Here is a 23030-nt window from a genome sequence, read left to right on the forward strand (position 1 = left end):
TGGCCTATGTCCAGAACTTCCTCTGCCCGACTCTTACACCTGGCGACATCGTGATTGCCGATAACCTCGGCAGTCACAAGGTTACCGGCGTTCGGGAAGCCATTGAGGCGGTCGGCGCCACCCTTCGCTACCTGCCGCCGTACTCGCCCGATCTGAATCCGATCGAAAAACTCTTCGCAAAGCTCAAAACACTCCTGCGAAAAGCAGCCATCCGAACCGTCGATGCCCTCTGGGAATACATCGGTACCCTCATCGACGTCTTTACCCCAGAAGAGTGCTCGAACTACTTCGCCTCTTGCGGGTACGTCAGTAAATAAATCGAAAATGCTCTAGCGTAGCCGCAAAACGACATCGTCCATTGCGGATTTGGCAGTTTCATTCTTGGAAAATCCCCATCTAAGGTTGCAGTTGGTGCAATCTTCTGTCCTGCACGAACATTTAAAGTGATCTTGTCCTCCCAAAAATCTCCGCTCTTTGGCAGTATTCAATGAATTGGAACGAGTAATTTCGACGGGATTAACTGTCACCTACAGCGATTGGTAAGAATTGGCAGCGTCCGCGACATTTGAGTAAGAAATGGCTTGTCCCTGGTTGAGCACCAATGCCGAATCGCACACATCGGTTAGCAACCCGGCGTCATGAGATGCAATGATTAGAGTTCGTCCGGCCTTTTGATCAAACAAATAACTGCGGCAGCGTTCATGGAACCGATAGTCTCCGACTAGTATCACCTCGTCGATAAGATAGCAGTCGAAATCAATGGCGATGGAGAGTGCAAATGCCAGGCGGGCCCTCATTCCGGAGGAATAGGTTTTGACCGGCTTGTATAGATGTTCGCCGAGTTCGGCAAACTCCTCGACGAAATTCCGGAGTTTTACAAAGTCCGTACGGTAAATGCGCGAAACGAAACGCATGTTATCGATCCCGCTCAAGCTCCCTTGAAAAGCTCCCGTGAATCCCAGCGGCCATGAAACCCGCATCTTGTGCTTCACGGTCCCGCTGGTGGGCACCTCAACTTTTCCGATCAGCCGGATCAGCGTCGATTTTCCCGCTCCATTGCGTCCCATCAAGGCGAGTTTCTGTCCCATCTGTATATCCAAATTCACCTTGTCCAGCACAACCTGTGTTCTGTTGTGCATGCGGTAAATTTTTCTCAGGTCACGAATCTCGATCATTCGACTTGTATGTATTTTCGAACCGAGCGGGTCATGATCAGGCCGATCACACCGATAGCGGCGCAGGTGAAACTGACGTAGGCAAGGTCGTAGTGGATCACGACGCTTGATCCGTACTGCCCGCCACGGATCATTTCGTAGGCATGGACGCTGGGCATGTAAAGGGCGTACACCCGCGCGCGGGGGGGGAGCCAGTCAACCATGAAAGCGAAGCCGGACACGGGGATCATCAGATAGCCGGTCACCGTGGTGATCTTCTCGACCCAGTCCGCCATTTCACTGGCACAGGCGAAGACGATGGCGCAGCCGGCGCTGAACAGGATCATGTAAAACCACCCAAGATAGAACAAGCCAAAATCCTTGGGCGGCGTGTAAGCGTCGAAGACGCTGAACAAAAGAGCTACCACGACAAATGCAACGATTGAACCCACTGTTTCGAGGACGATACGGGCGGCAAGAAGATCCAGAACCCCCAGTTGCTTGTGATAGAGAAGGCTGGCGTTGGCGGTGAAGCACAGGACCGATCGCGTTACCGCATGGCGCCACAACATAAGGGGGGCGTAGCCGGTAAGGACAAATGACGGCACGGGAATCCCGTGCTCATATGAAGGCCTCACCGCGGACCAGAATGCTGTAACGCCCAAGCAAAACAACAGGGGCTCTCCGATGATCCAGAGGAACCCGATATTTTCCCGGCCATACCGCGTATGCAGTTCGCGCAGCATGAGTGCGCCGACAACCACAAAGCGCAAGCGCAGGGACTCGATGAAGGATATTTCCTTTCCCGGAGCGGGATCGGCACTTGGATTGGCTGGATGGGCCACAGGAGTCGGCCTAGACCTGGGAGTGCTCGCGGATTCCCGCTAGCAGGAATTTGGCGATCGAATATGCCAGGCAGCAGCTGATGAGTACCGTCAACACGGTTCTGAGGCGTTTGGGAAATTCGGCCTTATCGGGGCGGCTGGGAGCGACAACACGATCGAGGTAGGTGTTCTGACGGCGTGCTTCCTCGCGTGAGGACTCCAGCGACGCCATCGCCGAGGCGAGTTCCTTGGCGGCAAAGTCCTGTCTCAAGATCAGTTGCTCGTACTCCGAGATTTTCGGTGCCATCGAGCCGTCACTGCCCGCAAGTCGTGCGCGCAGGCCATCTATCTGGCTTGTGAGCGCCGCCGCATGTGTTTCAAGGTTCGACCGCATCGGACTACCGGGGGAGTTCTGGTCCAGTTCCGCTAGCCGGGTTCTTGTCGACGTCAATTCTGCTTGCATTCTTGCCAGCGTTTCGAAGATGGCTCCCGATGTCTTCCCGGGATCGAGCAAGGTTTCGCGATTGCGATACGAGAGGACGTTTGCTTGCGCGGCCGTGATACGGTCTTCTGCGAGCTTAACGTCGATCTCCGCGTCGCGCACGGCGTTGTCGTGGGCGCGCTCGTTGAGCCGGTTGACAAGCGCTTCGCTTTCATCGAGCAACAGGGTTGCGATCAACTGCGCATCTTCAGGCCTGAATGCTTTTACGATCAGTGTGCTGATGCCTGTGGTGGCATCATAAGCCACGGAAACACGCTTCTGATAGTAATGGAAAAACTCTTCGGCCCGGCTGTCATTGATGAGATTGGGATAGCGCGAGATGAAGTCCGCTTCCGGGCGATTGAAGAGCGCGCGTAGATCAGTCTTCTTTTCCAAGGCCGTGATTGCATCGCGCGAAATAATGAAATCGTGAACGGAAAAGACATCGTCCTGGGCCCGGCCGATACCGGTGCTCTGGAGCAGGCTGCTGAGGCCTACAGCCTGCATACGGGAAGGGGCCCGGACGACGAACCTTGCTTCCGATGCGTACAGATCCGGTGCGAGCAGGAAATAATAGAGCGCGCTGACAATTGTAGGCACCCAGACGAATATCACCGACCAGCGATGCAGCCAAAGCCAGCGCTGCAGTTTTTCGGTACGTTCCTCTCGTTGACCGGTACGAGTACTGGTCAAGCCGGGAACCAAATTATCTGCCCCATGGGCATCATCGCTACCGTCCATTACGACCTATATTGCTCTGTTGAGGGGCAATGTGCCCACAATGATTGCAATTCTAATGCTTGAGCGGAATTGCTGCTCTAAGTAGTTTGAATTTACAAGGAAAAGAAACGAAACAAGTTCCACACATGACGTCATCGAAAAGCCCGATAAGCTGTGCAGGTGCCCTCAAATCCGAATCCTCGATTTTATTTGACGGAACTGTCCACTATCGCTCCATTGATCAGCGGTTGCACAACCAAACCGACCAAATTCAGGAATTTCTCCAGTTCGGTCGATGGAGAATTGGATATGTAAAGTATGTCGTGGTCGCGCACATCGAAGTTTTGCGCCAGGAAATAGCTGCCGGCTTTGCTCAGATCCAGCTGATAGACCACTGGTACGGGCGCATCGTCGTTGATTTCCGACGGCGCTGTGCCGAGATTTTCAGCGATGCTTTTGGGTTCGAAGCGGAACAGGAAAACGCCTCTTGGATCTGCGCGCGAATCAGTCAATCCGCCGGCTTTGGCAACCGCTTCCGTCAGGGTGATTCTGGCGGCGTCGAAGCTGATCAGTGCGTTGTGTCCCGTGGCACCAAATGCGGTGAAGCTTTCAGGTTGACGGGTGATCACCAGGTCGTCGCCGGGATGTAGGTGGACGTTTTCGCCGGGATCGCGCAGTACTTGCAGCAAGGGTACCGTGACGCTGCTGTCGCGGCGCGTAAGCTGCACTCGCGTTTCGAACGTCGGGACCTTGATGCCCCCGGCGGTGGCGAGTACATCAAGCAACCGCTCGCCATAGGGCGAGAGCGGGACCCGCGCCCCATTCGTAACTTCGCCCACGACAGTCACCAGGTTGGACGAGTTGTGCGTCAGATTGACCAGAACCTGCGGCTTCTGAGCTTTGCCGCCCAGCGCTTGCTCGATGATGCGCTGCACGTCCGTGGTGGTGTGATTGGCTACAGGAATGCGACCTGCGAATGGAATGGTGATGCAACCGTCGCTGCCGACGATCTGTTCCGGAATCACTGATCCACGAGCGGAGTTGACGGTAGCCATCGGGGCCACCGCAGTCGGGCTTGACGAGAACAGCGTGTCGGAGCCGACTTCCCAGATCGTTATGGTGAGGCCGTCGCCTCGACCGATTACAAGGTCCGGCGTATTCGCATCGTCTCCAAATTGCGCCGCCAGGGTTGGCGCGGGCCGGTGTTTCAGTACTTGAATGGTGCTATCGGTGACCTCCACAAGCTCGAATGGATGGCTCGATGCTTGTGGCTGGTATTCATCATGAATCTGAGACGTGCGTGGCCCGGAATTCGGAAGGGAAGAGCAAGCGGCAAGCCCCAGGCTACAGCCCAGCGCAAGCCATTGCAGGGCGAACCTTCTGGCGTGATAACTAATGGTGCGAATGGCGGATGTTGTCGAATTCATGCTGCAAATCAGATCGTTATAGATGAAGGCAATAAATGGATATCACGCAGCTGAACGGATCAGCTTCAACGCAGACGCCAGATGATCCCCCCAGTTTGGCGGTTTGTAAGTTTTCAGATGATTCAGCTGCTTTTCGCGGCGCGCTGAGGCTTCTATCGAATAGTCCTGGACGGCTAGCAACCAACCACGACCATCCAACGGGTCGAGATATTCTGCGCTCTCACCCCCGATTTCACGGTGCGCGGCGATTGCCGAGGCAATCACCGGCGTGCCCAATGCCAGCGCCTCGGCGACCGGCAGGCCGAAGCCTTCGCCGAAGGAGGGCATGAGCAGCGCCCGGGCGCCGCGCAGCAGGGTGGCGATGTCGCCATCCCCCAGGCCGGAACCCTCGATGATGAAGCGCGATAGCAGGCTCGACCGGTCCAGGATATTGAACACGGTCTGGTTTTCCCAGCCGCGGCGGCCGATGAGCACCAGCCGTGGCGCGGCATCGCCCTGGCTCTCCACCAGCCGCCGCCAAACCTGGAGCAGCATTTGGTGGTTCTTGCGCGGTTCGATGGTGCCCAGCATTACGAAGTATGGCACTGTCGGCGACAGTGATGTGTGATCGAGTTCGCGGCCAAAGCGATTCTCGACGCCCAGGTGCAGGACTTCGATCGGCGGTACCCGGCGGTTGTGTTCGTGCAGATACCGGGTCAGCGCACTCCGGGTAGCATCGGAATTGACGATGACCTGGCGCGCATGCGTGCCGACGGTTTCGAGGCGTGCGGCGTGCCGGGCCGGTTCGCGCGGGCGGTTGAACTCGGGGAATTCGAGCGGGATCAGGTCGTGAATGAAAAACACGCTGCCGATACCGGTGTTCTCCAGCCAGCGCGATACCGCTTTACGGAACAGTCGCCCATGGGAGGTATTGACGTAAACCCCGGCAGCGCCTACCGGCATGACCCCGCGTGGCCTTAGGGAGCCCAGTGCTCCATTCAGGGCGGAACCGGCGCGGCGGAGACGGCTCCCTTCGCTTGCGGGTTCGCTCTGGGCTTTCACCGGTGCTGGCCTAGCGGTCCCTGCCGGGGCTTCCAGCCATTCACGCAAGCGCCTGAAGCCTGGCTGCTGCGCCTGCGCGGGGCTGCTGTTCTCCCAGCGCTGCCGCACTGCGTCGATCAGGCGTGTTGCCGGGCCTTGGCCCATCAGTTTCGGGCCGAATACGTCGAAAGTCACCAGCCGCAGATCAATTCCGGCTGCCGTGCTCAGGGCGGAAACGTAGGCAAAATCCACCCGGTCGATACCGGTCGGTGTGGCCAGGCCGCCCCGGGCCAGGAGCCGGGTTGCATCGAACAACACGCGGATGGTTCCGGCTTCAGGGCTTGCCATGCGCGGACATCCAGGAGCGATACAGGCCCAGACACAGCCGGGCGAGCCGCGGCGCGGCCCAGCGTTCGAGGGGGGCGCCCGCTGCGCTGTCCGAGGCCAATTGTCTGGCGACAGTCTCCACTTCGCAGGGGCGGCCGTTTTCAGGATCGATATAGCGTGGATAAACGATCAGTGTTCCGGCAACCAGCTCGTCCAGACTCAGGCGTCGGCTGCGGCGTGGAATTTCCAGATGATCCTGCGTGAGTCCCCAGCCGGCATAGAAGGGCAGGCCCCAGGTCGTTACCGGGATGCCACGCAGCAAAGCCTCGAAGCCGAGCAGCGAGGTCATGGTGTGCACGGCGTCGATTTGCGGGAACAGGGCCGTGGCCGATACGTCCCGGACGACCTGGTCGGCGTGGCGCAACGCGGCGGTATCGGCAATGCGGCCGGGACGGGTGCCAGCCTCGGTGTCGGGGTGCGGTTTGTAGACGATCCAGGCCGCCGGTTCGGCGATGCGCACTCGCCGCAGCAATTCCACGTTGCTGCCGACTTCCGGCGCGCCGTAGCGGATCGACGCGTCGTTCTCGACCTGGCCGGGGACCAGGATGCGGCGCCGTCCGGCAGGAGCACCAATGGGTACCTGCGCCAGGGTGCCGACGTTGTACTTGGTCAGTCCGCGCGATACCAGGAACTGGCGCAGGCTCGCGGCCCGCTGCAGCAGTGCATCGCTGAAGCCGCCGTCTTGCAGCAGGCGCTCCAGCGCGGACGGCGTGCGGGGATCGAAATAGATTCCCTCCGCATCGATCACCAGCGAGGCTCCGCCGACATGGGCCGAACCGAGGCCCACCGAGCGCAGGAAGCCGTCCTCGATCCTGACCAGCGGACACTGCTGCCGCGCAGCGGCCGCTGCGAACCCTTCGGGCTCACGCGCTGCCCAGATCACAATGCGTCCGCCATGGCGCGCCTGGTTGCGCAACGCTTGGGCTGGCGAGGCCGCGTAGTGCAGTCGGTTGCCCGGCTCGCGCAGGAAACGATCGATCTGCCAGCGCTTCCAGGGCTTGATGCCTACGACTTCGGTTCGACTCGAATTCAAGGAGTTTGTTTACTGCGAGCGCTTTACAGATGGCCAAGGAAGGAAATGGCTGGCGGCTCCGCCAAACCGGAATCTGGTGCGGGGGATAAAAATTGAAGTTCCCCTCTATTTAGCGGAATTTTAAGGGATTTCCCGCCTATATGCACGGTTGTCAAGCCTCTTTGAGGGGGGGTGGCTATATAGGCATGAAGCTGGCGCTGACAGGGGCCGCGGCAGTCCCTCAAGGCCGGTATTTTCGGGGGCGCCGTTAGGGTGATGATCAAGGCGATGGCCTGGATTCGATACCTTACAGTCCGCGCTGCGTCATTAAAAAGGGCTGCTGTGACCCATGGATTCCTGGTCGAGTGGAAGCAGTATCGGGAGGCAGTGCAATCATTTTCCTCCGCTATGGTCTATTGCAATGTCCCCAGACTACGCGACGAAACCATGGATGCGGGGAAAACGGCACTTTTTGATTGTGGTCTTGCGCTGTTGGGGCGCAGGCAACTCCGCGCCGGATGGTCAGGCGAGGGGCAACATGATCGAAACAACGCCAACGCTGAGGCCGTGCGTAAGAAAACAGAACGGCGGATGTGGGCGCGAGGACCATCGCGCTATGCGTTGGCTTGGGTTTCCCTGGCGCTATGCTTGTGCGGATGTTCCATCCTTCCGGTATTACAGCCGGCCAATGATCGGCCCTTCAATTTCGAGCAGGATACCCTGGCGTTCGACAACGAAACGGAATGGCGGTACGAGGCTGGTTCTCCCGTCGGATATTCCAAGCCCTCAAGCAAGAATCCCGAGGGCGATTACACCCTGCGCTGCTTCGTCATGAGCCGCTCCGCGCGGCAGTTTTTTCAGTTCGCGCGTTTCGATGCATCGAAGCGAGGCGTGGATGACGATACCTACCGGCAATTGATCCATCAGGTGATCGCTCATGATCCCAGCGAAACGGGGCCTCTTCCCGAGCGCGTTGTCATACCAGGGTATTCCGGCCTGCGCAGTTTCAGCGCAGACAAGGAAGTTTTGCTCAAGGGAGAGTTGGGAGGCGCGGTGCAGAGCTTCCTGCAACGCGGCAACTGGAGGATGGTATTCCCCTTTAGCCACGATCATCAGGAAGAAACGGCAAACAGCATGATGGTAGAGATCCGCAAGCATCGGCCGCCGGTGGTCCATGTGGTGACCTTTCCCAAGATCACCATCAACCACGCTGTATTGCTCTACGCGGTTAGCGAAACCGGCAGCAATATCCGCTTCCAGGTCTACGACCCCAATAATGCAGCGAAGCCTGCAACCCTGGATTTCGATCGCGCCAAACGCAGCTTTATATTCCCCGCCAATATCTATTTCGTGGGCGGCGAAGTCGATGTTTACGAGGTGTACCGGTCGGCGCTCTACTGAAATCCCGACGACATTACCGGGCTATTCCTGGTGATGATGCTGGTGTTCGTGCTCCTCGTGCTCGTTTCCGGCATTCGCCGTCATCTGCGCATACTGCTGCGGCGTGAGTGAGGGCAGCTTCTGCAGGAAGGAGACCATGTTCCAGATCGCCTGGTCGTCGTGGGTGGCGCCCCAGGCGGGCATGGCGGTGAACTTGATGCCGTGCTTGATCACCCAGAACTGCTCCGCCGGGTTTTCGTCCTTCTGCGTGGCCAGTTCCGGCGGCTGCGGGTAGAGGCCGGGCCGGATTTCCGAGTCGTCCATGCCCGGCGCCAGGTGGCAGCCGGTGCACATCGCCGCATAGTGCTCGGCGCCTTCGGCGATGCGCCCGGGGTCGTCGAGCGGCGGCACCCGGATATCCGCGGCGTGTTTCTCCACCGCCCGATCGCGCAGGGTTTCGAGGACCTCGTAAACCGGTTGTGCGTGCGGCACATCCGCGCCGATCTCGTAGCTGCCTGAATAGATGAAAATACCGCCGCCGATGCCGGCGAGGACCAGCAGAAGCAATGCTGCCTTGAGAATTTTCAAATCAATCTCCGTGAGTTGGACAGGATCATCCGCCGTGGTTCATGCCCGGCATATCCGGCATTCCGGGTTGGTCGTCCGGTTTGTGCGTCGTGGTGGGAACCAGGCTGGGGTCGCTGGAAACCCGGTAGGCAAGGGTACCCTTGGGATGACGATACCAGCCCGGATCGGCATGGCCCTTCAGTTCATCGCGCACTTTCAGTACGGTGAACATGCCGCCCATGTCCACGCTGCCGAAAGGCCCTTTGCCCCCGCCCATCGGTAGTGTATTGGGCGGCCCGCCCATCATGCCGGCCATGTCGCTCATGTCGTCCATGCCGTTTTTTCCCATCGCCATGTAGCCCGGCAGCATCGAGCGGATTTTATCCTCCACGCCGGACTGGTCGACGCCCAGGGTGTTGGGGATGCTGTGGCCCATCGCATTCATGGTGTGATGCGACATGTGGCAATGGAAGGCCCAGTCGCCTGGATTGTCGGCGATGAATTCGAAGTCGCGCATCTGGCCAACGCCGACGATGTGGGTCGCCTCCGGCCGCCAGCTGCTGCGCGGCCAGCGGTCGCCGTCGCTGCCGGTGATCCAGAAGCGGTGACCGTGCAGGTGCATCGGGTGGTTCCACATCGACAGGTTGCCGAGGCGGATACGCACGCGTTCGCCGGTCTTCGCCAGCAGCGGCGCGGTGGCCGGATAGACCTTGCTGTTGAAGGTCCACAGGTCGAAGTCCTGCATGATCGAAGGATCGGGGCGGTAAGTGCCTGGATGCAGCGCCCAGTTGTGCAGCATGATGGCGTAGTCGCGGTCCACCGGCGGCCCATTGTCGGTATTGCCGTCTTTCGGATGGATGATGAAGAAGCCCATCATGCCCAGCGCCATCTGCACCATTTCGTCGGCGTGCGGGTGGTACATATGGCTCCCCGCCTGGCGCAGCGTGAACTCATAGGCCCAGGTTTCGCCGGGCTGGATGCCGGCCTGGGTGAGGCCGGTGACCCCATCCATGCCATTGGGCAGCAGGATGCCATGCCAGTGGATGCTGGTCGCTTCCGGCAGCTTGTTGGTGACCAGGATGCGCACCCGGTCGCCTTCCACCGCCTCGATGGTCGGGCCCGGCGTGGAGCCATTGTAACCCCAGCATTTGGCGCGGCAGCCGGGGGCGAACTCGTGCTCGACTTCCTCGGCCACCAGGTGGAATTGCTTGACCCCATCCTTCATGGTGAAAGGCAGGCTGCGGCCGTTCGGCGTCGACACCGGCGTATAACCGCGCCGGCGTCCTTCGGACAAGGCTTGCAGGCTCAGACCGGTCACCGGATCGATCTCGGGGTCGGCCGCGGCGGGAGCTGCGGCGCCGGCCAGGGCGCCGGCGCCGATGAGCTGGATCAGGTTGCGGCGGGTGATCATGGCTGGCCTCCGGCTGCTGGCGATGGCTGCGTTGGTGGAGTCGTCGGCGGTGTGCCTGTTGGCGCATCGCCGGGCAGGCGCATGCCCACGGCACGCTCCAGTTCGGCACGCGCCACCCAGTAATCGCGCACGATCTCGATGTACTTCTGGTAGGTGTCGTACTCCTGCTGCCGGGCACGGATCAGTTCGAACGGCCCGCCGAGCATGAAGTTGGTGCGCTGCTGGGTGTGCTTGACGATGCGCTCACGCAGCGGGATGTACTCATCGGTATAACGTTTGGCCAGTTCACGCGACGCGGTGACGCGGATCAGCGCCAACTGGATCGACTGGCTGGTTTCCACCTCCATCCGGCCCAGCTCGGCGCGGCTCAGTTCCAGTCGTGCCTGCGCGCGCAGCACCGCGCCCCGGCCCTGGTTGAAGAGCGGCAACTGGAGGGAGAGGGATGGCCCGAGCAGGTGCGCGCCATCGGTATCGCGTTCGCCCTGCACGCCGAGCTCCACATCGCCGAGCAGCCGGTAGGAGCGTGTCAGTCCGAGCGCATCCTCCTGCAAGGCCACTTCGCGCCGCTTGGCCAGCAGGTCCAGCCGGCCCTCACGGGCCAGGGCCTGCAGCTGCGGCAGGCTGGTTTCCTGGGCCGGCGGTGCGGGCAGGCGTTCCGGTACCTGCCAGTCGCTGCGATCCGCCGGCAGGCCCAGCAGCCGGCCCAGCTCCGCGCGAGCGGCCAAGGCGTCATTGCGGGCGGCAACCACATCGGCCTGTGCCTGCCCGGCTTCGCCGTGGTTCAGTTCCAGCTCCAGTTCGGGGATATTGCCGGCATCGTAGAAGCGCTGCGCCAATTGCGCGGAAGCATCGGCGGCGTCGGCCACGGCTTCGCGCATGCGCTGGATCTGGATGGCACCGACCAGGCGCTGATAGCCGATCTGCACCTCGCCGGAAAGGTCGATCACCGCGGCACCGGCTTCCTCCTGGGTGCGCTCGAATTCAGCCTTGGCCAGCCGCGAACGGGCAGGGAGCAGCAGCAGACCGAGGAAGTTCTGGCTCAGGCCGTAGTCGTAACGATTGACGTCGCTGCCGCTGGCGAACAGCACCGAACCGCTGAGCACGGGATTGCTCAGCCGGCCGGCGTCGTAGACGTCGGCGGCGCTGAAGCCCAGCCGGGCGTAGGTGATGCGCAGGGTGGGGTTGCGCAGCAGCGCCACGCGCACGGCGTCATCCGCCGAAAGCGGACCCTTGGCCAGGATCTCGTCCGCCAGCTGGTCGGCCGGCTCACTGCCGGGCTGTGCGACGTCCGCGTAGCCGCGTGCCTGCAATTGCGACTGCACCTGCGAAAACCCACGGTCCTGCGGCAGGCTGGCGCAAGCGGACAAGCCCGTTGCGAGAAATAGGATGCCCAGGCGCGTTGGCGGCCACGGCGAAATGGATAAGTTCACGATGCCTCTCCGTCGATTGCTGCTGTCCTCGACGAAGCCAGGCGCCGCCACCCACGGAACGGGGACAGGAAGATACCGGATGGGCCGGCCGCGCTCGGGCGGCCGTAACAATCAGGCGGCGCCGGGCGGCGCCGCGATCGGTGGTCGGAACGGCGAGGCGTCCAGGAGGGACGGAATCCATGCCGCATAAGCGGCGGCGGCGGCTCCTGCGCCGGACGTGAAGGAGAGCGCCAGGGTGACCAGGCCCAGTCCCACGATTCCCGTGCCGCTGGCGCAATGATGCTGGCAGTGGCATTTCACTTCGCAGTCGCAGCCCTGGTCGGCGTTCTGGCCATGGTGTGTCATGGCGGCGTGATCATGCTGCGGGGCGCCGTCGATCAGTGCGCCCAGGCCATCGTGGTGGCAGTGCAGGTTCTCGCGCATGGTGGCGCCCGCCGACCAGGGCAGGGCGACAACCAGCAGCAGGACCAGCAGGGTGCGCAGCGTGTTCACGAAAGCCAGTATAGGACCGGGCAAGGCGCCATGTTAAACCCTGCAGCCGGGTCCAGGGTCAAGCCTGTTCCTCGTCGGATTTCCGGTCGAGGCGGGGTTGCTCCTTGTCGCCCCGCGCGGCCGGCTTCGTCAGCCCCAGCCGCAACACGCTTCCAATCAGCTTGTTGCCGCCGCCGATGCTGTCGTAGACCACATCGCTGATCTGGTCGTGCAGGCTGCGCACGATGCGGGTGGGGTGACGCGTCACCGGGATGGCTTCGAGGATGCCGAAGGGGATGCTGGCGATGCCGCGGTGCACGCTGCGCACGGTGGCCGTGCCGAACGCGACGCCCTGCTCGGCGAGCTTCTGCAATTGCCGCAAATCCTCGAGCTGTGCCTCGGCGCGCGAGCCTTCGAGAAGCGCCGCCGCGACCCGGCGCATGCCGAGCTGGACGGCGGCGAGTTCGCGGCTGCTGCGCCGCTGCTGCCACAGCACGGCCGCGGTTGCCGCCAGCAACACGAGCAGCAGGCTAAGCGCCATCGTGCAGCCTCACTTCGGCCACCACACCCTGGTCCTGCAGCTGCACACACAGGCGCTTGTAGATTTCCTTGTAGACCTCGCGCCGCACCAGCTCCGGGGTGAGGCTGCCGAAAGCCTTGGCCAGCGGCGATTCCTTCATCGCCAGCTCCATCGGGTTGAGGATTTCCACCGAGATCAGGGAGGGCCGGCCGAGGGCGGCGAAGACGCTGGAAGCGAGCGTGCCCAGGCCCGCCGCGCCCCATTGCTCGAGTTGCCGTTGCGCGGTAACGAGCTCGCGGCGGAGGGCGTAGTGCCGCCAGGCAAACAGGCCCAGTGCGGCGAAATCGACCACCACCAGGCACCAGAGCAGCGTATTCATGGCAAGTCTCCCCCCGTGCACCACGGCAGGAAACAGGATAGCCGATCGGGCCGGCCCTGCCGTGTCCGCTAGTCCGCGAACATTTTGAACAAACCGGGGAATCTAGAAGTTGTAGTAGTCCGGCCGCCCGGCGGTCCACAGCTCGCCCCACAGCTTGCCGCCGCCGTCCACCGTCAGCACCTCGCCGGTGATGAAGCTGCCGGAGGGGCCGGCGAGGTAGATGCAGGCCTCGGCGATCTCCATCGGCGAGCCTGGGCGCTTCAGCGGGTTGGCGCGGGGGAATTCCTTCACCGCCTCGGGCGGATAGACTTCCAGCCCTTCGGTGGCGGTAAGGCCCGGAGCGAGGCAATTGATGCGGATGTTGAGCGGCGCCCATTCCACCGCCACGGTGCGGGTCAGGCCGACCACGCCGGCGCGCGCCGCCACCGTGTGTGCCACGCCAGGCATGCCGCGCTCGGTCACGGCCACGATGTTGACGATGGAGCCGGGGGCCTGCTTCGCGCGCCAGTATTGCGCCGCGCGCTGCATCATGTACCAGGTGCCGTTGAGGTTGTTGTTCACCACCGCGTTCCAGCCCTTCACCGGGAAGTCGATCGACTGCCCGGGGAACTGGCCGCCGGCATTGTTGACCAGGATGTCGAGCCGGCCGTATTCGGCGTCGATCCGCTGGAACAGCGCTTCGACCTGCTCCGGTTCGCGCACATTGGTCGGTAAGGCCAGCACCGGGCGCTGCTTGCCGCGCAGGAACTCGGCGGTGCGCTCCAGCTTTTCCGGCGTGCGCCCGCAGATCACCACGTTGGCGCCCAGCCGCGAGAACAGCAGGGCGATGGCGCGGCCGATGCCGGTGCCGCCGCCGGAGACCAGGACCACGCGGCCCTTGAACAGGTCGGAGCGGTAGACCGTCTCGGCGGTCCACAGGTAGTCCGGGGTGTTCTGTTCGGCAAGGGAAGCGGTCATGGTCGGATGCGGCTGATCTGTACGGATGGAGTGAGGTGCTTCTACTCTTGCAAACGAAAGCGTTACTCGCGCAGCAGCTCCTCGCTGATGATGATTTTCCTCACCTCGGTCGTCCCCGCGCCGATCTCCAGCAGCTTGATCGAGCGGTACAGGCGGTTGATCTCGGATTCCCAGATGTAGCCGGTGCCGCCATGCACCTGCACTGCGTCGTTGAGCACCTTGTTCAGGGTCTCCGCCACATACATCACGCCGGCTGCGGTGATCTTGTGGATGTCGCCGCGGCCGCCGCCATGCTCGTCCAGGGTATTGGCGGCGCGCAGCGTCTGGTAGGTGAACAGGCGCATCGACTCGACCCATACGTAGAGGTCGGCCAGCTTGGCGCGCACCATCTGGAAGTCGGAGATGGGGCGGCCGAACTGCTTGCGCTGCTTGGCGTAGTCGATCGACAGCTGCAGGGCGCGCTCGGCTATCCCTAAGCAGATCGGCGAGATCATCGAGCGTTCCAGGTCCAGGCCGCTCATCACCACCCTGACACCCTGGTTCTCGACGCCGACCAGGTTCTCCGCGGGCACGCGGCAGTCGTCGAACACCAGCTCGGCGGTCTGGCTGCCGCGGAAGCCCATCTTGGTCAGCTTCTGCGCCACCTTGAAGCCGGGGAAATCCTTCTCGACGATGAAGGCGGAGATGCCCTTGGCGCCGCGTTCCTTGTCGGTCTTGGCGTAGACCAGCAGTACATCGGCGACCGGGCCGTTGGTGATGAAGATCTTGCTGCCGTTGAGCAGGTAATGGTCGCCTTCGCGGCGCGCGGTGGTGCTCATCGAGCCCAGGGCGTCGGAGCCGGCGCCCGGCTCGGTCAGGCCCAGGGCGCCGATGGCCTTGCCGCTGCACAGGCCCGGCAGGTACTTCTTCTTCTGCTCGTCGTTGGCGTTGCGCAGGATGTTGTGCAGGCACAGGTTCTCGTGCGCCACCCAGGCCAGGGCCAGGGCATGGTTCCAGCGGCCGAAGGCCTGCAGCACCAGGCCGCTGGTCATCAGGTCGAGGGCGGAGCCGCCGTAGACCTCGGGCGCGGTGATGCCGAAATAGCCGGTGCGGCCGATCAGCGGGAACACCTGGTCCGGCCACCATTCCTCGTCGTCCATGCGTTGCGCCAGCGGGTACAGCTCCTTCTGCGCGAAGCGGTCGGCCTGGTCCAGGATGCCCTGCTCGTCGTCGGACAGGCCGGAAAAGACCTGGGCGATATTGCGCTGTTCGCTGGAGGGGGAGCTATGGTCTGCCATGTTGTTTTACCCGGTGTCTGCAACCGAAAAATGGTGCCGTCAGTTGATCTGGCCAGCGTAGCCCTGCCGTTGGCCGTGGCGCTTCGTCCGATTTGGTGAGGTCGACTCACCAGCTTTCTTGCACGGCATCGACCAGACCCCATTCCAGCGCCTGCGGCGCCTTGATGCGCTGGCCCGACAATGCCATCCAGGCCGTGCGCTGGCGGCCGATGCGCCGGGCGATGCTGACGCAGCCGCCGGCGCCGGGGATGAGGCCGAAGCCCAGCTCCGGCAGCTGGAACCAGGCGTCCGGCGCCGCCACGACGCGGCCCGCGAATGCCGGGAACTCGATGCCGGAGCCGATGCAGGCGCCGTGCACCCGCGCCTCCACCTGTGCCGCACAGGCGGCAAGGTAGCGGCCTGGCACGGCAAGGCTGCGCACCACGTGGGCTGTCGCCGGATCGGGCGCGGTGCCGAACTCGGTGAGGTCGCCGCCGGTGCTGAAGCATTTGCCGCGGCCGCTGAGTCGCACGCGGCGGATCGAGTCGTCGCTCAGCACCAGTTGCAGTGCTTCGACCAGGGCGTCGCGCATCTCCACCGACATGCCGTTGCGGATGGAGGGACGGTTCAGTTCCAGGCGCAGGCAGTCCTCGTCCCGTTCCATGACCACCGCGTGGCCCGGGTCGTTGTGTATGGCCGGGGCCGCTGCACGATTCTCCGCCAGCCAGCTGTGGAACTCAGGACCGGCCTGCAACGTGGCGTAAGCCAGGGATTCGGCGGTGAGCGCATCCGCCACCGGCAGGGTTTCGATGGCGCGCAGCAGCTGCGCCAGCACCGCCGCCGCAATGGGGCTGTGCCGGATGCCTTCGAGCAGCGGAGTCGCTTCGGACGCATGATCCAGCACGACGTCGCAGACTGGCGTCAGCGCGGTCGGCGAGGCGGCGATGGCGATGCTGGGGCAGGGTAGTTCGCGCAGCCAGGCGCGGATGCGTGCGTGGGCGGGTTCGGGCAGATCGTCGTCGCTGGCGTCGAATAGCAGAAAAGGCTGCGCCGACAGCGGCGAGAAGATGCGGCGCGCATCGCTGTCGCTGGCCCAGGTCAGCACCTGTGCCAGCGGTACCGGTTGCGATGGGCGATCCGCTGCGCTCATTCCTGACGGAATCGGGCTAACGCTGGCCGCGCTGGAACAGCGAGAAGAAGGCGTAGGAGGGATCGACCGGTCCAGGCTTGCCGATATAGGCACCGGTCAGCATCGGGTGATCCATGCGCACCGCCGAGGGATCCTGCGGATAGGCCCAGTCGGCAACGATGGAGCGATAGCTGAATTTCCACACGCCGTCGCGCTTCTCGTACTTGTCGAAGTAGCGGCCGCCGATCAGCATGTCGTAGCTGCGTTCGCCCTCCCGCACCTTGTGGAAGGCGATGATGTAGACCTCGCCCTCGGCCTTGTCGCCATCCAGCTTGAGGTTCACGGTGGTCACGTTGTGGTGCAGGATCTCCATCGCCGCCTGAATCTGCGGCAGCTTGTCGATGAAGTCCTTCGCCGGCCCCTTGGAGTAATGGCCGTGATCGTCGATGGCGTCCTCATGGTAGAGCGCGCGCATCTTGTCGTGATCGTGACGGTCGGCTGCGTTGCAGTAGGCGCAGATCAGCTCGTACAGCGCCTGCTTGTCGAGCAATTCCTGCAGCTGCTTTTCCATGGATGGACTGATCATTGCTCCTCCGTATTTTTTATTTGTCGAGGCAGAGCAGGCTTCAGCTCAAGCCGCTGACCGGGATGGCGGCCCCATGGATGGCCCTGGCCGCGTCCGAACACAGGAACAGCATCACACTGGCCAGATCTTCCGGCGCCACCCATTTCTTCGGGTCGGCCTTGGGCATGTCGGCACGGTTCTGCGGCGTGTCGATGACGCTGGGCAGCACACAGTTGACGTTGATGCCCTTGTCGCGCAATTCGGCAGCCATGGATTCGGTCAGGCGGATCACCGCGCTTTTCGAGGCGCTGTAGGCCGCCATGCGGGCACCGCCCTTGAGGCCGCCGCCGGCGCCGATGTTGACGATCTTGCCGGAGCCGGACGCCAGCATGCCGGGCACCACCGCCTGTGCCATGTTCAATACCGTGCCGGCGTTGAGGTCCATCATCAGCTTCCACAGGTCGGCCGGCGTCTCGTGCACGGTCGGGCCCATGCGGAATCCGCCGGCGACATTGCACAGGCAGTCGATGCGCTGGTAGCGGGCCAGCGCCGCCTCCACCGCCTTCTGCGCCGAAGCGGCTTCCATCAGGTTGGCGGTCAGCAGCAGGCGGCGTTCGTCCTTCCCGGGATAGGCTGCGGCCAGCACCGCCTCGCTGATGTCCACCAACACCAGATTGGCGCCAGCGGCGCCGAAGGCCGCGGCGACGGCCCGGCCCAGATTGCCGGCGGCGCCGGTGATTAAGACAACTTTATCGCTGAAGTTCATGGTTTTTCTCGTATTCCTTGGAGCGCGTTCGCCGCTGTGCCGCAGCGGTTCCGGCGCAAAGCCGATGCCGAAAAGTACCACGTCGCCCCGCGCGCGGATGCCATCTGAACAGACGAAGCCGCAGCCCGGTGCACTGCGGAACAATGCCCGGACTTGAAGCCCGGCGGCGGGCTCCCGTATATTGGTGAGTATAACTCACTAAAAATGCCTTCCGATCCCGGTCAAGCGGTGGGACGGCATTGAAGGACGGGCTTTCTAGGTCATTTCACATGATGAGACAGCCTCACGAAAAGCGATGCAAAAGCCGGAGAGAGCAATGTCGGATGTACTGATAGAACGCCGCGGCGCGGTGCAGTGGATCACCATCAACCGTCCGGAGCGCCGCAACGCGCTCAATGAGCAGGTGGTCAAGGCCATCGACGCCGGCATTGCGCAAGCCGTCGAAGACCGCGAGTGCCGCGCCATCGTCCTGACCGGGGCCGGCGAGCAGGCCTTCTGCGCCGGGGCGGACCTGCAGAAGAACGTGCAGGGCGGCGCTTTCGATGTCGATTTCTCGCGCCCGCGCCACTACATCGTCGACCTGTTCAAGCGCATCCAGGAATGCACCCTGCCGATCGTGGCGCGGGTCAACGGCCATGCCATGGCCGGCGGCTTCGGCATCCTCTGTGCCTGCGACATGGCCATCGCCGCCGACGACATCCGCGTCGGTACGCCGGAGAGCAAGATCGGTGTGACGCCGATGATGATCCTGCCGTTCATGCTGCGCGTGCTGCCGCCGCGCAAGCTGCAGGAGCTGTGCGTCACCGGCGAGCAGTTCAGCGCCGCCGACGGCCTGGAGATGGGCCTGTTCAATTACGTGGTGCCGCGCGCCGAGCTGGACGCCAAGCTGGATTGGCTGCTCAAGCGCATCACCGACAAGTCGCCCACCGCCGTGCGCCTGGGCAAGCAGGCCTTCAACGCTACCCGCGACATGGGGCTGCGTGAGGCGCTGGAATACTCCCAGGCAATGGTGCCGGTGATGTCCTCGACCTCCGACGCGCGTGAGGGCAAGCTGTCGTTCCAGGAGAAGCGCCCGGCCAAGTGGAGCGGCAAGTGAGCGGAACGAAGCAACTGGTCCGCATCGGCTGCGGCGCCGGTTTCTGGGGCGACAGCGGCGAGGGGCCGAAGCAGTTGGTCGAGTCCGGGCAGATCGATTACCTGATCCTGGATTACCTGGCGGAGATCACCATGTCGCTGCTGGCGCGGGCCCGCTCCAAGGATCCCGCCACCGGCTATGCCACCGACTTCCCCGATGTGATCGCGCGCCTGGCGCCGCAGATCAAGCAGCACGGCATCCGCGTCGTCACCAATGCCGGCGGCGTCAATCCCAAGGCCTGCCAGGAAGTACTGGCGGCCAAGCTGAAGGCGGTGGGCATCGACCTGCGCATCGGCATCGTCACCGGCGACGACCTGCTGCCGCGCGCGGCGGAAATGAAGCAGCAGGGCATCCGCGAAATGTTCAGCGGCGGCGAGTTCCCGGACAAGCCCTGGAGCGTCAACGCCTATCTTGGCGCGTTTCCCATCGCCGCGGCGCTGGATGCCGGCGCCGACATCGTCATCACCGGCCGCTGCGTCGACAGCGCCCTGGCGCTGGCGCCGCTGATACACGAATTCGGCTGGAAGGCGACGGACTACGATCTGCTGTCCGCAGGGAGCCTGGCCGGCCACGTCATCGAATGCGGCACCCAGGCCACCGGCGGCATCGTCACCGACTGGAAGAGCACAGTCGAAGACTGGGACCGCATGGGTTTTCCCATTGCCGAGGTAGCGCGGGACGGTTCATTCGTCGCCACCAAGCCGACCGGTACCGGCGGTCGCGTAGCGCCGGAAACCGTAGCGGAACAGGTCGTCTACGAGATCGGCGACCCGGCGTCCTACCTGCTGCCGGATGTGACCTGCGACTGGCGCGAACTGAGCCTGCGCCAGGCCGGCTCCGACCGGGTCGAGGTTCGCGGGGCGAAGGGCCGCGCGCCAACCGACAGCTACAAGGTCTCCGCCACCTGGCAGGACGGTTTCCGCGCCACCGGCACCATGATGATCGGCGGCCGTGACGCGGTGGCGCGCGCGGAGGCTACTGCGGGGGCGATCCTGCGCCGTACCCGCCGCATCTTCGGCGAGCGCAAGCTGGGTGATTACCTCCGCAGCGATATCGAAGTGCTGGGTGCCGAGGCCAACTGGGGTGAGCAGGCGCGCGCACGAGGTACCCGCGAAGTCATCCTGAAGCTGTCGGTGCACCATGCCGACAAGGCGGCGCTGGAAATCTTCTCGCGCGAGTTCCTGCCTTCCGCCACGTCGATGGCGCAGGGCATCACCGGTTTTGCCGGCGGCCGGCCTTCGGTGACGCCGCTGGTGCGGCTGTTTTCCTGCCTGGTGCCCAAGCGCTCGGTGGTGATCGCCGCGGAGCTGGATGGCAAGGCCATTGACCTGCCGGCGCAGTTACAGGGGGCGGTTTCGTCACCGGCAGCCGCAACGACCATCACCACCGGCTCCATTCCCGCTGGGCCGACGCAGACACTGCCCCTTATCGCCCTGGCCTATGGCCGCAGCGGCGACAAGGGCGACAGCGCCAACATCGGCGTGCTGGCGCGGCGGCCGGAGTTCGCGCCGCTGCTGCGCGCGCAGCTCGATGCGGACGCGGTGACGCGCCATTTCGCGCATTTCGTGCGCGGCAGGGTGGAGCGCTTCGAGATCCCCGGCCTGCACGGTTTCAACTTCCTGCTGCACGAGGCACTGGGCGGCGGCGGGATGGCCTCGCTGCGCTATGACCCGCAGGGCAAGATGCTGGCGCAGATCCTGATGGATTTCCCCTTGCAGGTCCCGGTGCAGTGGATCGAGCAGGGGCTGGTAGCGGCTGAGGCGGCGGAACTGACATGAGCCGCGCCGGCACCAGGAAGATCGTGCGGCTGGGGCGCGAGCAGCGCGTCGCCGACATCCTGCAGGCCGCGCGCGACGTGTTCTGTGAAAAAGGCTACGAGGCCGCGGCGGTGTCGGAGATCGCGGCGCGCCTGGATATCGTCGAAGGGACCATCTACAAGTATTTCGAGAGCAAGCGCGAGCTGCTGCTCAAGGTGCTGGAACACTGGTACGAGGAGCTGTTCGGCGACTACGAGCGCGACCTCGCCGGCGTTGCCGGCGCGCGCCAGCGCCTGCGCTTGCTGGTCTGGCGGCATCTGCGCTCGGTGCATGAATATCCCTTGTTATGCCGACTGATGTTCCGCGAAGTGCGCGCCGAGCAGGATTATCACGGCTCCACCGTCTATGCCAAGAACCGGCGCTATACCCAGTTCCTGGTCGACGTGCTGAAGGAAGGGGTGGAAGCCGGTGAGTTCCGTGCCGACGTTCCGCTGGCCCTGCTGCGCGACATGATCTACGGCGGCATCGAGCACCACGCCTGGAACTTCATCTGCGGCCGCGGCGAGCTGGATGTCGATGGCCTCGCCGAGCAGATCACCCTGATCGTCTGCGATGGCATCGCCGTGCAACGCCCGGCGGCCGACCTCGGCCGGGAAACGCAGCGGCTGTCGCAGATCGTCGATCGCATGGAGCGCAAGCTGTCGCCGCGTTCCAAATCAACCAAGTGAATACAACCATGAACCACACTACGAATTCAGTGCCCGATCCGGCGGTACTCCAGGCAACACGCGCTCGCGCCGCGAACTGGCCGTTCCGCTCGGTGCTGATCGCCAATCGCGGCGAGATCGCGGTGCGCATCCTGCGCACGGTGCAGGCCCTGGGCTTGGAAGGCGTCGTCGTATATCACGCCGCCGACCGCAAGGCGCCGGCGGTGCAACTGGCCGACCAGGCCATCGAGATCACTGGCGCTACGCCGGTTGCGGCTTATCTTGATGCCAAACAGATTCTCGCGGCTGCGAAAAGCAGCGGCGCCGGAGCAATCCACCCGGGTTACGGCTTCCTTTCCGAGAACGCCGGCTTCGCCCGTGCCGTGGCCGAGGCCGGCCTGATCTTTGTCGGCCCCACGCCGGAACAGATCGAGCTGATGGGCGACAAGGTGCGCGCCCGCGCCTTTGTGGAGAAGGGTGGCTTCCCGGTAGCGCCTTCGGCCATCGAGGACGACGATCCTGCGACTTTCGCGGAACGTGCGCTCAAGGTGCCGTTCCCCCTGCTGATCAAGCCGGCTGCCGGTGGCGGCGGCAAGGGCATGCGCATCGTGCGCGAGCCCGGCCAGCTCAAGGCCGAACTGGAGCGCGCGCGCAGCGAAGGGCAGCGCTACTTCGGCGACGGGCGGCTGTACGTCGAGCGTTATATCGAGAATCCGCGGCATATCGAGGTGCAGGTGTTGGGCGACGCCCACGGCAATGTGGTGCACCTGTTCGAGCGCGAGTGCTCGGTGCAGCGGCGCTTCCAGAAGATCGTCGAGGAAACGCCTTCACCCGCACTGAGCCCGGAACTGCGCAAGCGTATCTGCGAAACGGCGGCCGGCATCGCGCGCGAAGCCGGCTATCGCAATGCGGGCACGGTGGAATTCATCTTCGGTGCGGGCGGCGAGTTCTATTTCCTGGAGATGAACACGCGCCTGCAGGTGGAGCACCCGGTGACGGAGATGATCACCGGCAAGGACCTGGTGCTGGAACAGCTGCGCGTCGCCGCCGGCGAGAAACTCGGCTTCACCCAGGAGCAGGTCACTTCCACCGGGCATTCGATCGAATTCCGCATCTATGCCGAGGATGCTTCGCGCGGCTATACCCCGACCACCGGGCCGGTGCTGCTGCTGCGGCCGCCGCAGGGCGAGGGCGTGCGCGTCGACAGCGGCATCGTCGAAGGCCAGGACGTCACCGCCGCTTTCGACCCGATGCTGGCCAAGCTTATCGTCACCGGCAGGAACCGCGCCGAAGCCATCGCCCGCGCCGACAAGGCGCTGGCGGAATATGCCTTGCTCGGCTGCATCACCAATACCGCTTTCCTGCGCCGCCTGCTCAATCACCGTGCCTTTGTCGACGGGCAGGTGCATACCGGCTTCCTCGATGCACACCCGGAGATCGCCGCACAGCCGGAGCTGGACCAGGCCACGTTATGCAAGCTGCTGGCCGCTTCCGCCCTGATGACCAAGCCGATGCGCGATGTCGCCGACCTGGTGCCGGACATGCATGCCGCCATCGGCAGCTGGAGCAATTGAC

23 protein-coding genes are annotated in these 23030 nt (G+C 63.4%); 6 read left to right on the top strand and 17 right to left on the bottom strand.

Annotated elements, in window-relative coordinates:
* On the top strand, positions 1-317 hold a 317-nt coding region (locus tag BP26_RS0119845), incomplete at its 5' end, for a transposase (protein WP_029922305.1).
* Between the two features lie 210 nt (positions 318-527).
* On the opposite strand, the gene BP26_RS0119850 is transcribed toward BP26_RS0119845, so the two are convergent.
* The 6 genes from BP26_RS0119850 to BP26_RS26920 form a co-directional block, all read right to left on the bottom strand.
* The gene (locus BP26_RS0119850) at positions 528-1175 is read right to left on the bottom strand and encodes an ABC transporter ATP-binding protein (protein ID WP_029922306.1); all 648 of its coding nucleotides are present in this window, start codon (positions 1173-1175) and stop codon (positions 528-530) included.
* Positions 1172-1999, bottom strand: a complete 828-nt coding sequence (locus BP26_RS0119855) for an ABC transporter permease (RefSeq protein WP_157572659.1) — start codon at positions 1997-1999, stop codon at positions 1172-1174. Before BP26_RS0119855 ends, BP26_RS0119850 begins: the two co-directional genes overlap by 4 nt.
* 10 nt (positions 2000-2009) lie before the next feature.
* Positions 2010-3200 (bottom strand): KpsE/RkpR family capsule polysaccharide export protein, encoded by a 1191-nt coding sequence (locus tag BP26_RS0119860; RefSeq protein WP_051749204.1) that lies wholly within the window; start codon positions 3198-3200, stop codon positions 2010-2012.
* Between the two features lie 185 nt (positions 3201-3385).
* Positions 3386-4606 (bottom strand): polysaccharide biosynthesis/export family protein, encoded by a 1221-nt coding sequence (locus BP26_RS0119865; RefSeq protein WP_029922309.1) that lies wholly within the window; start codon positions 4604-4606, stop codon positions 3386-3388.
* 42 nt (positions 4607-4648) lie between these two features.
* Positions 4649-5974: a glycosyltransferase family 4 protein gene (locus tag BP26_RS26915; protein ID WP_036517467.1), complete on the bottom strand. Its 1326-nt coding sequence runs from the start codon at positions 5972-5974 to the stop codon at positions 4649-4651.
* A complete protein-coding gene (locus BP26_RS26920; protein ID WP_051749207.1) occupies positions 5961-7046 on the bottom strand; it encodes a capsular polysaccharide export protein, LipB/KpsS family in 1086 nt (361 codons plus the stop codon). The genes BP26_RS26915 and BP26_RS26920 overlap by 14 nt, the downstream gene beginning before the upstream one ends.
* A 255-nt stretch (positions 7047-7301) precedes the next feature.
* Between BP26_RS26920 and BP26_RS0119880 the strand changes: the two genes are divergently transcribed.
* Entirely contained in the window at positions 7302-8426 is a 1125-nt protein-coding gene (locus BP26_RS0119880) for a hypothetical protein (RefSeq protein WP_494546282.1), read from the top strand.
* A gap of 21 nt (positions 8427-8447) precedes the next feature.
* Here BP26_RS0119880 and BP26_RS0119885 read toward each other — a convergent pair whose 3' ends face one another.
* From BP26_RS0119885 to BP26_RS0119935, 11 genes are all read right to left on the bottom strand, one after another.
* Entirely contained in the window at positions 8448-8993 is a 546-nt protein-coding gene (locus BP26_RS0119885) for a c-type cytochrome (protein ID WP_029922313.1), read from the bottom strand.
* Positions 8994-9018: 25 nt separating this feature from the next.
* On the bottom strand, positions 9019-10383 hold the full coding sequence (locus BP26_RS0119890; RefSeq protein WP_084183264.1) for a multicopper oxidase family protein: 1365 nt from the start codon (positions 10381-10383) through the stop codon (positions 9019-9021).
* The gene (locus BP26_RS30940; protein ID WP_157572661.1) at positions 10380-11813 is read right to left on the bottom strand and encodes a TolC family protein; all 1434 of its coding nucleotides are present in this window, start codon (positions 11811-11813) and stop codon (positions 10380-10382) included. The genes BP26_RS0119890 and BP26_RS30940 overlap by 4 nt, the downstream gene beginning before the upstream one ends.
* 111 nt (positions 11814-11924) lie before the next feature.
* Complete coding sequence (locus tag BP26_RS0119900; protein WP_029922316.1) at positions 11925-12305, bottom strand: hypothetical protein; 381 nt, start codon at positions 12303-12305, stop codon at positions 11925-11927.
* Between the two features lie 58 nt (positions 12306-12363).
* On the bottom strand, positions 12364-12825 hold the full coding sequence (locus BP26_RS0119905) for a hypothetical protein (RefSeq protein WP_029922317.1): 462 nt from the start codon (positions 12823-12825) through the stop codon (positions 12364-12366).
* The gene (locus tag BP26_RS0119910) at positions 12815-13183 is read right to left on the bottom strand and encodes a hypothetical protein (RefSeq protein WP_029922318.1); all 369 of its coding nucleotides are present in this window, start codon (positions 13181-13183) and stop codon (positions 12815-12817) included. Before BP26_RS0119910 ends, BP26_RS0119905 begins: the two co-directional genes overlap by 11 nt.
* A gap of 102 nt (positions 13184-13285) precedes the next feature.
* Positions 13286-14140, bottom strand: coding sequence for an SDR family oxidoreductase (locus BP26_RS0119915; protein ID WP_029922319.1), 855 nt, complete (start codon positions 14138-14140; stop codon positions 13286-13288).
* Positions 14141-14202: 62 nt separating this feature from the next.
* Positions 14203-15417 carry an acyl-CoA dehydrogenase family protein gene (locus BP26_RS0119920; protein ID WP_051749208.1) on the bottom strand — a complete coding sequence of 405 codons (1215 nt, stop codon included), beginning with the start codon at positions 15415-15417 and terminating at the stop codon, positions 14203-14205.
* 106 nt (positions 15418-15523) lie between these two features.
* A complete protein-coding gene (locus tag BP26_RS0119925; RefSeq protein WP_084183266.1) occupies positions 15524-16546 on the bottom strand; it encodes an enoyl-CoA hydratase/isomerase family protein in 1023 nt (340 codons plus the stop codon).
* A gap of 16 nt (positions 16547-16562) precedes the next feature.
* A complete protein-coding gene (locus BP26_RS0119930) occupies positions 16563-17111 on the bottom strand; it encodes a nuclear transport factor 2 family protein (RefSeq protein WP_245611847.1) in 549 nt (182 codons plus the stop codon).
* 40 nt (positions 17112-17151) lie between these two features.
* Positions 17152-17856, bottom strand: coding sequence for an SDR family NAD(P)-dependent oxidoreductase (locus BP26_RS0119935; protein WP_029922323.1), 705 nt, complete (start codon positions 17854-17856; stop codon positions 17152-17154).
* A 316-nt stretch (positions 17857-18172) separates the two neighbouring features.
* Here BP26_RS0119935 and BP26_RS0119940 point away from each other — a divergent pair, with 316 nt between their 5' ends.
* From BP26_RS0119940 to BP26_RS0119955, 4 genes are read left to right on the top strand one after another with little or no spacing between them, the layout of a single operon-like run.
* The gene (locus BP26_RS0119940; protein ID WP_029922324.1) at positions 18173-18952 is read left to right on the top strand and encodes an enoyl-CoA hydratase-related protein; all 780 of its coding nucleotides are present in this window, start codon (positions 18173-18175) and stop codon (positions 18950-18952) included.
* Complete coding sequence (locus BP26_RS0119945; RefSeq protein WP_029922325.1) at positions 18949-20769, top strand: acyclic terpene utilization AtuA family protein; 1821 nt, start codon at positions 18949-18951, stop codon at positions 20767-20769. Before BP26_RS0119940 ends, BP26_RS0119945 begins: the two co-directional genes overlap by 4 nt.
* The gene (locus BP26_RS0119950; RefSeq protein WP_051749209.1) at positions 20766-21476 is read left to right on the top strand and encodes a TetR/AcrR family transcriptional regulator; all 711 of its coding nucleotides are present in this window, start codon (positions 20766-20768) and stop codon (positions 21474-21476) included. Before BP26_RS0119945 ends, BP26_RS0119950 begins: the two co-directional genes overlap by 4 nt.
* 8 nt (positions 21477-21484) lie before the next feature.
* Positions 21485-23029 carry an acetyl-CoA carboxylase biotin carboxylase subunit gene (locus BP26_RS0119955; RefSeq protein WP_084183267.1) on the top strand — a complete coding sequence of 515 codons (1545 nt, stop codon included), beginning with the start codon at positions 21485-21487 and terminating at the stop codon, positions 23027-23029.
* The last annotated feature ends 1 nt before the right edge of the window (position 23030 follow it).

This window comes from Nevskia soli DSM 19509 (assembly GCF_000711955.1).
In the GTDB taxonomy this organism is placed as follows: domain Bacteria; phylum Pseudomonadota; class Gammaproteobacteria; order Nevskiales; family Nevskiaceae; genus Nevskia; species Nevskia soli.

Coding starts and splice junctions, on each gene's coding strand:
- BP26_RS0119850 (WP_029922306.1), bottom strand. CDS start 1,175: ATGATCGAGATTCGTGACCTGAGAAAAATTTACCGCATGCACAACAGA.
- BP26_RS0119860 (WP_051749204.1), bottom strand. CDS start 3,200: ATGGACGGTAGCGATGATGCCCATGGGGCAGATAATTTGGTTCCCGGC.
- BP26_RS0119865 (WP_029922309.1), bottom strand. CDS start 4,606: ATGAATTCGACAACATCCGCCATTCGCACCATTAGTTATCACGCCAGA.
- BP26_RS26915 (WP_036517467.1), bottom strand. CDS start 5,974: ATGGCAAGCCCTGAAGCCGGAACCATCCGCGTGTTGTTCGATGCAACC.
- BP26_RS0119880 (WP_494546282.1), top strand. CDS start 7,302: ATGATCAAGGCGATGGCCTGGATTCGATACCTTACAGTCCGCGCTGCG.
- BP26_RS0119890 (WP_084183264.1), bottom strand. CDS start 10,383: ATGATCACCCGCCGCAACCTGATCCAGCTCATCGGCGCCGGCGCCCTG.
- BP26_RS0119905 (WP_029922317.1), bottom strand. CDS start 12,825: ATGGCGCTTAGCCTGCTGCTCGTGTTGCTGGCGGCAACCGCGGCCGTG.
- BP26_RS0119910 (WP_029922318.1), bottom strand. CDS start 13,183: ATGAATACGCTGCTCTGGTGCCTGGTGGTGGTCGATTTCGCCGCACTG.
- BP26_RS0119915 (WP_029922319.1), bottom strand. CDS start 14,140: ATGACCGCTTCCCTTGCCGAACAGAACACCCCGGACTACCTGTGGACC.
- BP26_RS0119920 (WP_051749208.1), bottom strand. CDS start 15,417: ATGGCAGACCATAGCTCCCCCTCCAGCGAACAGCGCAATATCGCCCAG.
- BP26_RS0119925 (WP_084183266.1), bottom strand. CDS start 16,546: ATGAGCGCAGCGGATCGCCCATCGCAACCGGTACCGCTGGCACAGGTG.
- BP26_RS0119930 (WP_245611847.1), bottom strand. CDS start 17,111: ATGATCAGTCCATCCATGGAAAAGCAGCTGCAGGAATTGCTCGACAAG.
- BP26_RS0119935 (WP_029922323.1), bottom strand. CDS start 17,856: ATGAACTTCAGCGATAAAGTTGTCTTAATCACCGGCGCCGCCGGCAAT.
- BP26_RS0119940 (WP_029922324.1), top strand. CDS start 18,173: ATGTCGGATGTACTGATAGAACGCCGCGGCGCGGTGCAGTGGATCACC.
- BP26_RS0119950 (WP_051749209.1), top strand. CDS start 20,766: ATGAGCCGCGCCGGCACCAGGAAGATCGTGCGGCTGGGGCGCGAGCAG.
- BP26_RS0119955 (WP_084183267.1), top strand. CDS start 21,485: ATGAACCACACTACGAATTCAGTGCCCGATCCGGCGGTACTCCAGGCA.